This window comes from Pedobacter polysacchareus (assembly GCF_019802255.1).
In the GTDB taxonomy this organism is placed as follows: Bacteria; Bacteroidota; Bacteroidia; order Sphingobacteriales; family Sphingobacteriaceae; genus Pedobacter; species Pedobacter polysacchareus.
This window is the reverse complement of record NZ_JAHYSS010000002.1, coordinates 432,026-446,266: the sequence shown is the minus strand read 5'-3', so window position 1 is coordinate 446,266 and position 14,241 is coordinate 432,026. Positions and strand designations below refer to the sequence as shown.

Genomic DNA, 14,241 nt, shown 5'->3' with positions numbered 1-14,241 from the left:
AAAACCGCCCTGCAACAGCTGTTACAGGGCGGTTTTTTTATAGGTATTTGATCCGCTTATTTAGCGTCAATTAGTTTTACTGTAAAATCTAATACTGAATTTTTAGGAATTGCACCTGATGGAGAAGAGTTTCCATAAGCCAGTTGAGAAGGGATCAATAAACGGATTTCGCCGCCTTTTTGAATCTTAGGAATTCCGATCTGCCATCCTGGAATTACACCACCCAATTTGAAATCAATTGTTTCTCCTTTTCCATCATCAAATACACTACCATTCAATAACCTTCCTACGTATTTCGCCGAAATCGAGGTATTAGCAGAGTAAATTACGGTACCAGCACCACGGTCGATAATTTGGTAAAAAACCCCTGACGCGTCTTCTTTTACATCGGGAATGTTATTGTCAGCAATAAACTTTTTAATCAGCTCTGTATCTTGTTTAGCTTGTTTATCCTGATCAAAATCTTTGGAACAACCTGCAAAGCATGCCGCTGTGCAAACCAGTAAAAATAAGTGTTTTATCGTTTTCATTGCCGCAAATATATCATTTAATTGATTTTTAAAGGTTGATCCTTTAGATTTTATTCTTAAGTTTATTTTCAATCTACCCTATGAAATCATTAACGCAAAAAATTCCAATCCTTGATGCTGTACTCAAAGGCATCGGACAAATCATGTTACAGGAAAATGCATGGACAGGCCTCCTGTTTTTAGTCGGCATATTTTGTGGTTCTCTGCAAATGGGGATTGGTGCCCTCCTGGCCACTTTATGCGGAACCCTAACGGCAAAAATTTTAAATTACAAAGAAGATGAGATAGCAAGCGGTCTTTATGGATTTAGCGCAGCTTTAGTTGGCGTAGCCCTTCCCTTTTATTTTCAGTCTGTAGCAGTCATCTGGATCGCAATAGTGATAGGTGCTATTCTGGCGACGATGCTGCAGCACTTTCTTATTGTCAAGAAAATCCCGGTGTTTACCTTCCCTTTTGTATTCGTCACCTGGATATTATTGTACATTTTCCATCAGGTATATCAGGTAGGTCCTTCTGATGTTTTAATGATGGAAGCAACTCTAAATCCCGATTTTGCCTATGCTTTACGTAGCTTCGGACAAGTAATTTTTCAGGGAGGCACTTTTGCAGGATTGCTGTTCTTTATTGCTGTTTTTATCAGCTCGCCAATTTCGGCGCTCTATGCAATGGCCGCTGGAGTTATTGCAGCCATCATTTCCAACTGTTTATCCCTGAGTCCACAGGAAAGTATTCACATGGGACTCGGCAGTTACAATGCGGTATTATGTGCGATTGTTTTTGCAGGAACAAAAGTGATGGACGGATTTTGGGTATTGATATCAGTATTGCTGGCCCTCGCGATTGCCTGGGTCATGGCGCAGTATCATTTCACACTGCTGACTTTCCCATTTGTTGCAGGCACTTGTCTGACCTTAGTGATCAAGAATATACACACCAAATTTTTCAAGATAGAAAAGGCAGTTCAATCTGGTGCCAATCAAAGGCATTAATCCCCTGATTTCCTCATCAGCGAGTTATTAAACCATCAGAAAGCTGTTAAATAAATACAAATCAGCCGGATACATAAAATGTAATCCGGCTGTTGATATGATTTCGAATGCTGGCCTATCATTCGGAATACTTAGCTAGCATTCCGAATTCCGCGCTGTCCTATGGCCAGTATGCTTTCGGACCAGCAAGACCAGCTGCTTTAAATACCTTTCGCTAAAATAGCTGCAGCATCCTGATCTTCATAGCTGGCGATCTGCGCATCCAGTTCCTTTTTCATTTGATCGGTAATTTTTTCATAACCTTTCTGACCATACAAATTATTCAGCTCATTAGGATCTTTCTGTAAGTCAAAAAGCTCCCAGCTGTTCACACGCTTATAGAAACGGATCAGCTTATACCTGCTGTTTCTGATGCCAAAATGAGGCGATACCGAATGTTCTCCATTTTCATAATAATGGTAAAACATCACCTTTCTACCGGCCGTTTTACTGTCTTTTAACTGAGGAAGCATTGATTTTCCCTGCACGTCTTTAGGAATGGCAATTCCTGCGGCATCCAGCATCGTTGGCGCAATGTCCAGGTTCATTACAAAATCTTTGGAAACTGACCCCGGTTTGATCACGCCAGGGTAACGCATTACCATTGGCGTACGGAAAGACTCTTCATAGATAAATCTTTTATCGAACCAACCATGCTCACCCAAGTAAAAACCCTGATCAGACATATAAATGACGATGGTATTTTTGGTCAGTCCTTTTTTATCCAGGTAGTCCAGTGTTCTACCGATATTACGGTCTAAAGAGGCTGCTGTACTCAAGTAATCCTGCATATAATGCTGGAATTTCCATTCCGTTAATGCCTTACCAGTTAAATTCCTGGCCTTCAGATCTGCTGCTATTGGCTCATAGTACGCATTAAATTTTGCTCTTTGCGCAGGGTTCATTCTTTTCACAGACCCCTCTCTGTCTGCTTCGGCTTCTGAACCAAACATCTTCAGATCATAGCCCATCACCATGGTTTTAGCGATGCTCATGTCCTGGATTTTTGCTGCTTCACGAGTTTTATAGTCGTCATAGAAATTATGCGGCAAAGGGAATTTTACTTTATCGAACATCCCCATGTCTGCAGTATCCGGCAACCACACGCGGTGGGTTGCTTTATGACCGATTACCAGACAGAAAGGCTTCGACTGATCGCGCTGATCTAACCAATCTTCCGCTACATCTTCTACCACATTAGTTACGTAACCTTCATATCTTTTCTTTGTTCCATCCTGCATCAGGAAATCCGGGTTATAATATTGTCCCTGATCCGGCAATACCTGCCAATGGTCAAATCCTTGCGGCGTCGTTTCCAAATGCCATTTACCAATCCATGCGGTTTGGTAGCCGCCACTTCTCAATTGCTTCACAAAAGAATCCTGACTGCCATCAAATTTGGAATTTTCATTGTCTTTAAAGCCATTTTTATGGCTGTATTTACCGGTTAAAATGACCGCGCGACTTGGGCCGCAAATAGAATTGGTCACATATCCTTTGTCAAAACGCACCCCTTCTTTCGCAATTCTATCAATAGATGGTGTTTTCATCAGTTTACTGCCATAGGCACCAATAGATTGAAAAGCATGGTCGTCGGAAACAATAATGATGATGTTGGGCTGCTGCTGGGCGTAGGTTAAATGTCCGCAGAGCAGTAAAAATAACAGGGAAATTCTTTTCATTTTAGGGTGTTTAAGTGTAAAATTCAGGCGGTCTAACCTACCGCCTGAAAGGTTTTATTTATCCTGGTTTATATTAAATGTAACCGGGGGAAGGTTAAAGGTAGGGTTTACATTTATAGAAATCATCCTCGCCTTGCCAGTTGTATTTTCTTTTATCGTGACTGGAAGCTTAAAATCCCCGGAGCCATACATCTTCGTATTGATCAGCAAATCTACCTGTGGACTGGTTAACCACCATCCGTCAGTACCAGCGCTGATCACAATATTCACTTTTCCACCGGCAGCAGGAACCGTAGTCAGGCCCCCCTCTACCACTGCAGAAAAAGCTGAGGGTTCTGGTTTTGGCGAACCCACCTCTTTTTTACAAGCGCAGGCCAGGCCAATGAGCATTACATAAAGCAGTAATTTCAATTTATGATTGATTGTCTTCATTTCTTTTCTTTTGATTTAGATTTTGATTACCATCTGGAATTTTGTGATTACCATCCCGGATTCTGACTCCATTGACCTCCGGTTAACTGAATCATTCGCTGTTGAATCGGCAACAAATAGTCTCTCTGCGGATTAAAACCTGCTCCATTTGGCAGCACGTTTTTATAAGGATCGATGTAACGCTGTGGGTCGCCAGAGTTGCCATTCAGGTAAAGGTTGACCGATTTACCGGCTGGTGCAGTATCATAATACAACAATGAAGCACTGTAAAATCCACCGGCAGCATTCTGACTGGTCATGTCGCTGCCTACAAAAAGCGTCCCTAACTGGCGTTTTCCAATCAGCAGTTCTCCTGCTGCAGCCCAGCGCATGATGTCGTCTAAACGCATCCCTTCTGCTGCAAATTCTACCCTCCGCTCTCTTCTTACCGCTTGAATCACATTACTTAGGTTGCGGAAAGGATAAGCGGCATCGGTATTGTACTCTCTGCTGAAATCAACTGCAGGCATTCCGGCACGTACCCTCAATGGATTCAGCGCATTTGCAATCGCCCCAGGATCCCCATTTAATTCTGCAACGGCCTCCGCATAGTTTAGCAATACTTCCGCATAACGGAAAATAATTGCCGGAGCAACACTCTTAAAATCATCAGAAACCGCGCCGGCATTGTTATATTCCAGGAATTTATACAGCGGATAACCTGTGGTGCTTTTGTTAAAGCCAGTCTGGTTGATCGGTGGATATCCCGGAACTACAACAGCTGGTTTCAAGGGTTTTCCTGGAAGCGCTACCGTTTGCCCCAACCGCGGATCCCTCAGCACAGGGCTCAGCTCTTTGGCATAAACTTTCTGCGCCTCTGCACGCTCGGTACCAACAAATGGCCTTCCGTCTCTGGTTAAATAATCATCGACAAGGGATAAGGTTAAGCCCAGATCTGCCCCTCCTGTAGAAGTGTATTTGCTCACACTATGCGCAATGTTATCATTGACATTGTATTTCTTCCAAAGCAGGACTTCTGGATTTGTGGATAGATCTGTGGTGATAAACAGGTTTCCGTAATCCTCCAAAGGTTTCCCAGTGGTATAAACCGACCATTTACCACCAGTCATCACTGCCGATGCGGCATCACGCGCCTGTTCAAAATAGCTTTGAATCTTTTCCGGACTGATGTCTTTAGTAAAAAACGGGTCGTTCTTAGCCTTATGGTATTTTTGCCAGGTCGCTTCATAAAGCGCTACCCTCGATTTAAAAGCCAATGCCACATCTTTATGGAGGCGCATACTGGCACTGTTGCTCACTGCAGGCAATAAAGCCACTGCCTGATCCAAATCCGCCAATACAGAATCGACAATTAAAGTTCTGGATGCCCTAGGCACTTCCATCACCTCTTTCTCTCCCGGCAAGACTTTGTTTACCCAGGTTACTGGCCCGATTTTTTTCAGCATGGCAAAATAGTAATAAGCTCTAAAAAAACGGGCTTCCCCTAAAAACTTATTGTTTTCTACGGCGTTTCCTTTTGCATTTTTGAAGTTTTCAAAGAAATAGTTCAGGTTCCTTACCGCCACATATTCCTTAATCGTAGGTGCTGCACTCAGGGAGAACAGCCCGGAGGTACGTGTGTTTACTGCAGAGAAAATCATGTTATCAGTTCCTGCATCATTAAAGGCAATCCCTGCCCCACCTACAACTGTTGGCTGCACCGGGAAAGATTCCGGATAAATATCCGTTATTGGCTGCGTGGTCTGATTCAGCTGAGTACCCTGATAAAACTGGTTCATATACATTCTCAGCTCATTGGTAGAAGCCAGACTATTGGTGGTACTCAAGGTATCAAGCGGTTCAAGGTCAAGAAAGCCTTTCTTACAAGCAGAAAAGACACACAGCAAGCCTAGTAACACGCATATATTTAAATTCTTTTTCATTTTCTTATCTTTTTATAAACCAATATTTACACCCATTGCATACACTCTGCTGAGCGGATAAATTTTCCCTGGAGCATATCCTCCATTGATCGTTTCCGGATCCAGCATTTTAGCCAGTTTAGTGATCGTAAACAGGTTTTCTCCGGTTACAAATACATTCACCTTGCTCAGCTTTACTTTCTTGATCCATTGTTCTGGTAAGGAGTAGCTGATGGTGGCATTTTTGAGCCTTAAATAAGCGGCATTTTGCAGATAACGATCAGAAATCTGCTGCGTTTTATTGGTAAAACTGCCGATAGATCCCGCAGGAGCAGCATAAGGATTTGGATAATAAGCGCCTGTATTTTCTGGTGTCCAATAATCCAGGTGCTGCTTAAACACGGTGACCTGTGCTAAAGAACCTGCACCCCAGAAATAAGTATCCAAATTTCCTGGTGCATAATCTCTTTTTCCGATGCCCTGAAATAAGGCAGAAACAGAAATCCCTTTCCATTGGATCGAACCATTGAAGGAGTAGGCATACCTCGGTGTACTGTTTCCGATAATGGTTTTATCTCCCGTATCACCCAATACATCAGTCCCATTGTTAATTTTCCCATCACCATTCAGATCCAGATAATTCACATCTCCAGGCACCCAGTTTACCGGAGAAAGGAAGGTATGGTTCAGTTTATTAAATGCTGCAGCTTCTTCTGCGGTCTGAATCAGGCCGGAAGCCCTGTATCCCCAGATTTCACCCACTTCTTTTCCTTCATACCAGCTGGAGGCACCTCCTGGATTGCTTTTGGATGGATTCTGGTATTTCGTCACCACTGATTTATTATCAGATAACATCACACCCAGGGAATACTGAATGCCATTGTCCAGCTTATCACGCCAGTTGAAGGACAGTTCCCAACCCTTGGTTCTGAGGTTGGCATTGTTACTTTTCGGCGGAATACCACCAAACATATCTGCTATATCCAATGATGGGCCTAACATGTCTTTCGTACTTCTCTGATACACATCGATACTCCCGGAAAGATGGCCTTTTAAGGCTTCAAAGTCCAGTCCGATGTTTCCATTCTGTACTTTTTCCCAAGTGATTTCAGGGTTAAAAGGGTCTGGTGCTTTTATATATCCTTCTCTGCCATTTTGATAATACCATGGGCCACCTGCACCGGAAGGGCCAGGCACCACAACTTTCATCGACTGTGCATAAGCATAAAGACCAGCACCAGATTGATTACCTAAGAAACCATAAGATCCACGCAGTTTCAGCATGCTAATCTGTTCTTTTAGCGGCTCCATAAATTTCTCCTGAGCGATGTTATACCCTAAAGAGAAGGAAGGGAAAAATCCCCATCTGCTGCCTGAGGCAAAGCGGGAAGAACCATCATATCTGCCGTTGATCTCAACCAGGTATTTACTTTTGTAATTGTAGTTGAACCTGCCAAAAAAGCCCTGTGTTCCCCAATGTGTCCGATCTTCCGTAGTGGTTTGTAGCCCAGTGGCTAAAGAAAGGCCAGGTCTGGTTGTGCTGATCAAATCCTGAACGGAAGAAGTAAGCCTATTATACTCATTCAGTTCCTGCTGAAAACCCAGCATCGCAGAAAAATTATGGTCTTCATTCAGGCTAAAGTTGTAAGAAGTATAAACATTTGGGGAAAAATAATTAGTTCCCCTCACGTTACGCTCATAACCACCCTGCAATGGAATATTGTATTCTGATCTGTTGACAAATTTAGGCGTACCATCAATTCCATAAATCTGACCTGGTAATTTTAACACATCCTGACTGATGTCTTTATTCAGGAGGTTGAAATCTGCCATGATCTTCCAGTTTTTAACCGGTTCCAATTCCAGACCTGGTAAAATAGCCAGCGTTCTTTCCTTGGTCACATCGCTGGAACCAGATTGCAGGTAAGGAACGTTAGACATCTCAGAGAAATTCCCGTTCAGGTCGTAAGGAGAGACATTTGGTCTCATCCTGGCCAGGTTATGAAAGAATAAATCTTCAAATCCGCTGAATGGAGATTTATAAGTAGACTGTGTGAATTTGGTATTCAACTTTAGTTTTACCCAGCTCGCCAATTGCGTGCTGATATTGGCATTCAGGTTATACCTGTCGAAATTGATATCCGCATAACGCAGGCTTCCCCCTTCATTGTAATAGGCACCTGACACATAGAACTGCGTATTTTTATTCCCTCCACTGGCACTTACGTTGTGCGACTGCCGTACTGCAAAAGGTTTGTAATGAAAGGCAAACCAATCAGTATTGGCCACTCCATTCGCGGTATTCTCCCAGTTGGAATAGTAATTATCATTGGCTTCAGGAAAGATGTTCATTCCTGTTGGATCTTTTATATATTGCTCAAGCAAAGCCAGTTTTGCGTCAGAATACTGTTTGCTTCCTGTGGCATTGAAGGTGGCACTGTTGAAGAATTTCGCAAAATCATAGGAGTTTGCCATCTGCGGCAGTAAAAGCGGAGAGGTTAAGCCTACATTAGCGGAATAAGATATACTGGTACGATCAGCTGCTCCTTTTTTTGTGGTCACTAAAATCACCCCATAAGGTGCTCTTGCCCCATAAATCGCGGAAGCCGCCGCATCTTTTAGTACGGAAATAGATTCGATGTCATTGGGATTTACATCCGATAAGGACATCGCCATTCCATCTACCAATACAAAAGCACCGTCACTCTCACTTAGATTTCCGGCACCCCTGATGTTGACATTGAAACTTTGTCCGGGTTTGGTATTTCCCGCTACCGAAACATTTAATCCCGGAGCCAGTCCTTGTAAACTTTGTGTAGCATTGGCCACTGGTCTGTTTTCCAGATCATCACCTTTGACTACGGAAACAGCACCAGTCAGGTTTACTTTCTTTTGCACCCCATAACCTACCACTACGACTTCATTCAGCAGTCCTAAGTCTACCAGCAGCTTTACTGTGATTTGCTTTTGCCCGTTTAATTTTACTTCCTGACTGATATAGCCCAGGTAAGAAACTACTAATGTGGCATTCTCATCTACACCTTTCAAAACAAATTGTCCGTTGGTATCTGTTACCGCCCCTTGCCCGGTTCCCTTTACTTTTACAGTTGCTCCCGGAACGGCCTGACCGGTTTCGTCCAGCACTTTTCCTTTGATCTCCACCGCTGCCTGTCCAATCTGCTGAATGAGCAGAACTGGCTCTATTTTTTTATCTTTCACAATCACGCTTTGGCCTTCGATGGAATAGCCTACCAGCGGTTGATTTTTAAAACAAAGTTTTAAAGCTTCTTCCAGACTCACAGCTTTCACTTGAATGTCTACTGGTTTTGCCAGTTTCAAAGCGTCTGAAACAAAGACTAGATCGAAACCGCTTTGTTTTGAGATCTCATTCAACACCTTTTTCAGGGAAGCATTTTTCTGGGAAAGCGTGATTTTATTTTGAGCAAAACCTGCAGCACTCACTTGCATTAAACAGGACATTAACAACAGTACGGTCAGTTTCATTGTCAATAATAATTTGCGTTTCATACGACGATAGTCGTAGGAATTAAAGGTTATAAATTCATACATTTGGTTTAGTTGGTTTTTTATGAACGAGGCACAGCAATGCCATTAACCTCGTTCCTGGTCATTTATAATACTTTCGTGTTTTTGTAATGGGTACCTGTAAAAACTTTAATCAGCCAGGAGCGGCTTCAACGCTTCTGGTTTTTTTGTTACAGGCCTTTGAGATCGTAAAATTTAAGGCATCACTGTAACCCTCCTTCCTTCTACTTTAAAATTAAATTTATCTGTCCTGGAGATTGTTTTCAACACATAGTCCAGGGACTTGTTCCGGGAAATTCGTCCACCAATTTTTTTAGGGCTGACATTTGGAGCATAAACCATCTCCACATCATACCACCTTGCAATTTTTCTCATGATCGACCTGATCTCCTCATCCTGAAAAAGAAAATACCCCTCTTTCCAGGCCATAACCTCAGCTACGTCTATCGCATTCACATCCAGCTGATTTCCTTCATAAACAGACTGCTGACCGGGTTTAAGGAGCGCTGCTCCTTTTGCATCCAGCAGTTTAACTTTCACACTTCCTTCCAGCAAAGTTGTTTTTGTCTGTTCTTCATCAGCATAAGCATTCACATTGAAATGCGTTCCCAAAACTTCTACTTCCTGTCCTTTACTATGTACTACAAAAGGCATATTCTTATTTTTAGCTACTTCAAAATAAGCCTCACCAAGCAATTTCACTTCTCGTTTATCTCCGGTAAATGATGCAGGATAACTTAAAGAAGACGCTGCATTCAGCCATACTTTTGTGCCATCAGGCAGGCTCACTTCATATTGTCCGCCTTTGGGTGTCTCAATTTTATTAAAAGAATTTCCCCGGGCTGCAACTGCATTTACTGAGCTTCCAGCGCTTGATTTTTCAGTTGCTGAGCCTTCATCTGCAGCGCCTTCATAGACCAGTTGACCATCTTTGGTTTTAGTGATAATGACCCCGCCTTGTTCGGCAATTTCGCCGTTTTGTGCTTCATCTAAAGTTATCCTCCTTCCATCCGCGAGTGTGAGCATCGCTTTTTGATGAACAGGGTCTATTTCAGATTGACTGAGCTGTTCCTGAGGATCTTTCCCTGTTTTATCTGGGATATTATAAAAATAAAAACCAATACTCAAAGCAAACAATACGGTTGCCGCTACTGCAATTTTTGTCCAGATCAATGGAGTTTTGCGCAGCGGAAATGATGGTGCGGCCTCTGCTATGACTTGTATTTCTGATGATACTGGTGTTCCTGGTAATACTGCTGCTGTTCCTGATGTTATTTCTGCTGGTATTGTTGGTATTCTTGATGGTGCTGCTGCAAGCTGGCTTTCTTCTATTGGCTCCTCAAACGTCTTCTCCATTCTTTTCGAAAGAAAAACCCAGATTTCCTCCAGCTGCGCATCTTTTGTCTCCTGACCAACCTCTGGTAATGCTTTTTCCTCATATTTAAGGTACCAGGTTTCCAGCAGTCCACACTCCTCTTCTGAGCAATTTCCTGCCAAATATTTCTTTAATAAATCAGTAACCTCTTTTTTTTGCATAAATAATCAGGAATTTTCCCCGTTTAATAGCAAGACAGCTATAGGGATACCCAACAGGTAGAAGAAAATAAAAATATTTTTATGGAGATTACAGCAGGTAGAAAAGCACCCCCAATTTCACTCTTAAAATTTTGAGGGCATTGCTGATTTGTTTGGAAACTGTTTGCGAAGAAATCTGGAGCTGTTTCGCAATTTCCTCATGGGAAAGGTGGCCTTCCCGGCTCAGGACAAAAACTTCCCTCATTTTAGGTGGTAATGCTTCGATCTCCTGACGGATAATCCGGGCAAATTCATGTTCTCTAACCACCAGATCAGTGATGTAATTGTTCTCATTGATAAAAGTCTGGATGGAATTGATGTATTTAGACTCCACCTGCTTATGCGACAAATGGTTAAAAATGCGATTTCTTGCCGCGCAGAATAAATATCCAGGTAAGTTATCAGTGAGGGGAATCTCTGATTTATTGTCCCACAATTTCACAAAAAGATCCTGTAAAACATCCTTCACTAGCTCCAGATCGCCTAATTTCTTATACAGGTGATTTTGAAGCAGATTTTTGTGACGGTTATAAATCTCAGCGTAGGCGAGCTGATCACCTGTTCTGAGCAGGCTGGTCAATTCCCGATCACTGAGTATTTTATATTTCAACATTAGACTTAGTTCCCCAGAACGAAAATATAAAAATAATAGAATATCTACACATAAAGTCTATTAAACCAGTAGGTCATCATCTCCTGTCTTTTTGGAATCTCCAGAATTCATCAGGGAAAATCCAATTTTCAGGAAACATAACCACTGTAGATCAAGACAATGGGCATTGTCGTAATCTAACTAATAAATCCTTATTTTTATAAATAACTAACTGCGATTATAAACTATGAGACGAATATCTTACCTCCCATTACTGGCCCTATTTGCAATCACAGGGGCTTGTAACCAGTCACAAAAGAAAACTGCGGCGAGCAGCGAAGACTTCTCTTCCGCTAACCCATTTTTTGAACCCAGCAAACTTCCTTTTCAGGCACCTGCCTTCGATAAGATTAAAGACAGCGATTTTCAACCAGCAATTGAAGCTGGAATGAAACAGCAAATGGAGGAAATACAAAAGATTATTGACGATACACAGGCGCCAACATTTGAAAACACCATCATCGCCATTGAAAACAGCGGACAATTACTTGGCCGGGTAAACCGGGTTTTCAACTTGCTGACCGGCGCAAATACCAATCCTGAACTGCAAAAAATCCAGAAAGAGGAAGCACCAAAATTAACGGCCAACAATGATGCGATTTACCTGAATACCAAACTATTTAAGCGTGTAGAAGCCGTTTATCAGCAGCGCGAAAAGTTAACTTTAGATCCGGAATCCAAAAAGCTACTGGATTATTATTACCAGCGCTTTGAATTATCGGGAGCAAAACTTTCGGAAGCCGATAAAGAAAAGCTGAAAGCATTGAATAAAGAAGAAGCAAGTTTGAGCACCAGTTTTAGCACCAAACTGCTGGCAGCAGGAAAAGGATTAGCGAATACTACACAGCAGCCACCATTATCAGGAATGGCAGATCGTGCCGCACGTGAAAAACTATTCAATGCTTCCTGGACCCGTGCGGAAAAAGGCGATGCCAATGATACCAGAGAAGTAATTTCCAGAATTGCACAAATCCGTGCGACTCAGGCGCAGCTTTTGGGATTTAAAAACTATGCGAGCTGGAAACTTCAGGATCAGATGGCCAAAACACCAGAAGCGGTAGCCAGTTTCTTTAGTCAGCTGGTACCGGCATCCACTGCAAAAGCCAGAGCAGAAGCAAAAGACATACAGGCGGTGATCGACCAGCAAAAAGGAGGTTTTAAATTGGCCCCATGGGATTGGAACTTCTATTCCGAGCAGGTACGCAAGGCGAAATATGACCTGGATGAAAACGAAATCAAGCCTTACTTTGAGCTGGATACCGTATTAGAAAAAGGCGTGTTTTATGCCGCAAATCAGTTGTATGGCATCACTTTTAAAGAACGTAAAGACCTTCCGGTATACCAAAAAGATGTCCGTGTATTTGATGTGATGGACAAAGATGGTAGTCAGCTGGGTTTATTTTACACCGATTATTACAAGCGCGACAATAAAAATGGTGGCGCCTGGATGGACAATATGGTTCCTCAATCGAAAAAAATGGGTACAATTCCAGTGATTTACAATGTTTGCAATTTTACTAAACCTAAAGATGGCGAGCCTGCATTAATTAGTTTTGACGATGTGATCACGATGTTCCATGAATTTGGCCATGGCCTGCATGGACTATTCGCAGATCAGCAGTATGTGAGTTTGTCGGGCACCAATGTGGCCCGTGATTATGTAGAATTCCCATCACAGTTCAATGAACACTGGGCTACAGATCCGAAAATCCTGAAACATTATGCGCTGCATTATAAAACCGGTCAGCCGATGCCACAGCAATTACTAGACAAGATAAAAAAAGCAAGTACATTTAATCAGGGATATGAATTTACAGAAGCGCTGTCTGCTGCAGAACTTGATTTACAATGGCATACTTTAGCACCAAACCTGCCCTTGCAAAATGTAGATCAATTTGAAGCGAATGCGCTGAAGAAAACAAAATTAGACTTGTATGAGGTGCCGCCACGTTACCGTTCCAGCTATTTCTTACACATCTGGAGCAATGGCTATGCGGCAGGATATTATGCCTATACCTGGACTTCTATGTTAGAAAACGATGCTTATTCCTGGTTTGAAGAGAATGGCGGACTTTCCAGAGCTAATGGACAGCGTTTCCGCGATATGATCTTGTCAAAAGGAAATACAGAAGACCTGGGCAAAATGTTCTATAATTTCCGCGGGCATCAGCCAGATATTAAACCGATGCTTAAAAAAAGAGGTTTACTTTAAGCCTTAATTCCCGCAAACAACCCCCTGTTTTACACCACTTTTCAGGTAAAACAGGGGGTCTTGATAATTTTGTGTTTTCAACCTTCTAAAAAATCATTTCAGCTTTTAAATAAAATCACATGAAAACTAACGGTCCTTTTGTAGAAGCACAGATGCTGATTAGAAAACCTGCTGCCTCCGTTTTCCAGGCCTTTATTGATCCTGAAATTACCAAAAACTTCTGGTTTACGAAGGGTAGTGGTCTATTGGAAACCGGGAAAAGCATCACATGGGAATGGGAAATGTACAATGTATCCAGCACCGTACTGGTGAAAGAGATCATTCCAAACGAAAAAATCTCTATTGAATGGGATCAGTACTCCACAATTGTGGATTTTCTTTTTGAGGCTACTGGCCCGGAAACGACTTACGTTACCATCAAACAATACGGCTTCCAAACTTCTGCTGAGGAATTAATCGCAGAAATCAATGGAGCAAGCGGCGGTTTCACTACCGTTCTGGATGGACTAAAAGCCTATATGGAACATGGCTTGAACTTAAACCTGATTGCGGATAAGTTTGCAAAGAAATAACTTTAGCCATTGAAAGAATGGCACAAGATTAAGCGTTTATGGCGCAAGAACCCTTAAAAATAAGATTGAAAAATTAAAAACCAGGCTGGAAAAACTAAATTTCCAACCTGG

The 14,241-nt window shown here is 42.3% G+C and carries 10 protein-coding genes; 3 read left to right on the top strand and 7 right to left on the bottom strand.

Annotated features, from left to right (window positions below):
* Nucleotides 1-56: 56 nt before the first annotated feature.
* Nucleotides 57-530 carry an FKBP-type peptidyl-prolyl cis-trans isomerase gene (locus tag K7X70_RS05815; RefSeq protein ID WP_222536162.1) on the bottom strand — a complete coding sequence of 158 codons (474 nt, stop codon included), beginning with the start codon at nt 528-530 and terminating at the stop codon, nt 57-59.
* An 80-nt stretch (nt 531-610) separates the two neighbouring features.
* Between K7X70_RS05815 and K7X70_RS05810 the strand changes: the two genes are divergently transcribed.
* Nucleotides 611-1,519 (top strand): urea transporter, encoded by a 909-nt coding sequence (locus K7X70_RS05810; RefSeq protein WP_222536161.1) that lies wholly within the window; start codon nt 611-613, stop codon nt 1,517-1,519.
* 200 nt (nt 1,520-1,719) lie between these two features.
* Here K7X70_RS05810 and K7X70_RS05805 read toward each other — a convergent pair whose 3' ends face one another.
* From K7X70_RS05805 to K7X70_RS05780, 6 genes are all read right to left on the bottom strand, one after another.
* Entirely contained in the window at nt 1,720-3,240 is a 1,521-nt protein-coding gene (locus tag K7X70_RS05805) for a sulfatase family protein (RefSeq protein WP_222536160.1), read from the bottom strand.
* Between the two features lie 54 nt (nt 3,241-3,294).
* Complete coding sequence (locus K7X70_RS05800; protein ID WP_222536159.1) at nt 3,295-3,672, bottom strand: hypothetical protein; 378 nt, start codon at nt 3,670-3,672, stop codon at nt 3,295-3,297.
* 47 nt (nt 3,673-3,719) lie between these two features.
* The gene (locus tag K7X70_RS05795; protein WP_222536158.1) at nt 3,720-5,594 is read right to left on the bottom strand and encodes a RagB/SusD family nutrient uptake outer membrane protein; all 1,875 of its coding nucleotides are present in this window, start codon (nt 5,592-5,594) and stop codon (nt 3,720-3,722) included.
* A gap of 12 nt (nt 5,595-5,606) precedes the next feature.
* Nucleotides 5,607-9,143, bottom strand: a complete 3,537-nt coding sequence (locus K7X70_RS05790; RefSeq protein ID WP_222536157.1) for a SusC/RagA family TonB-linked outer membrane protein — start codon at nt 9,141-9,143, stop codon at nt 5,607-5,609.
* Between the two features lie 171 nt (nt 9,144-9,314).
* The gene (locus K7X70_RS05785) at nt 9,315-10,655 is read right to left on the bottom strand and encodes a FecR family protein (RefSeq protein WP_222536156.1); all 1,341 of its coding nucleotides are present in this window, start codon (nt 10,653-10,655) and stop codon (nt 9,315-9,317) included.
* Nucleotides 10,656-10,743: 88 nt separating this feature from the next.
* Complete coding sequence (locus K7X70_RS05780; protein ID WP_222536155.1) at nt 10,744-11,307, bottom strand: RNA polymerase sigma factor; 564 nt, start codon at nt 11,305-11,307, stop codon at nt 10,744-10,746.
* 226 nt (nt 11,308-11,533) lie between these two features.
* Here K7X70_RS05780 and K7X70_RS05775 point away from each other — a divergent pair, with 226 nt between their 5' ends.
* Entirely contained in the window at nt 11,534-13,558 is a 2,025-nt protein-coding gene (locus K7X70_RS05775) for a M3 family metallopeptidase (RefSeq protein ID WP_222536154.1), read from the top strand.
* A 119-nt stretch (nt 13,559-13,677) separates the two neighbouring features.
* A complete protein-coding gene (locus K7X70_RS05770) occupies nt 13,678-14,130 on the top strand; it encodes an SRPBCC family protein (RefSeq protein WP_222536153.1) in 453 nt (150 codons plus the stop codon).
* Nucleotides 14,131-14,241: the final 111 nt, after the last annotated feature.

What these genes read in the sequence shown, in the direction of transcription:
- K7X70_RS05785 (WP_222536156.1), bottom strand. Translation starts at nt 10,655, where the DNA reads ATGCAAAAAAAAGAGGTTACTGATTTATTAAAGAAATATTTGGCAGGA.
- K7X70_RS05815 (WP_222536162.1), bottom strand. Translation starts at nt 530, where the DNA reads ATGAAAACGATAAAACACTTATTTTTACTGGTTTGCACAGCGGCATGC.
- K7X70_RS05775 (WP_222536154.1), top strand. Translation starts at nt 11,534, where the DNA reads ATGAGACGAATATCTTACCTCCCATTACTGGCCCTATTTGCAATCACA.
- K7X70_RS05770 (WP_222536153.1), top strand. Translation starts at nt 13,678, where the DNA reads ATGAAAACTAACGGTCCTTTTGTAGAAGCACAGATGCTGATTAGAAAA.
- K7X70_RS05805 (WP_222536160.1), bottom strand. Translation starts at nt 3,240, where the DNA reads ATGAAAAGAATTTCCCTGTTATTTTTACTGCTCTGCGGACATTTAACC.
- K7X70_RS05795 (WP_222536158.1), bottom strand. Translation starts at nt 5,594, where the DNA reads ATGAAAAAGAATTTAAATATATGCGTGTTACTAGGCTTGCTGTGTGTC.
- K7X70_RS05810 (WP_222536161.1), top strand. Translation starts at nt 611, where the DNA reads ATGAAATCATTAACGCAAAAAATTCCAATCCTTGATGCTGTACTCAAA.
- K7X70_RS05800 (WP_222536159.1), bottom strand. Translation starts at nt 3,672, where the DNA reads ATGAAGACAATCAATCATAAATTGAAATTACTGCTTTATGTAATGCTC.
- K7X70_RS05780 (WP_222536155.1), bottom strand. Translation starts at nt 11,307, where the DNA reads ATGTTGAAATATAAAATACTCAGTGATCGGGAATTGACCAGCCTGCTC.
- K7X70_RS05790 (WP_222536157.1), bottom strand. Translation starts at nt 9,143, where the DNA reads ATGTATGAATTTATAACCTTTAATTCCTACGACTATCGTCGTATGAAA.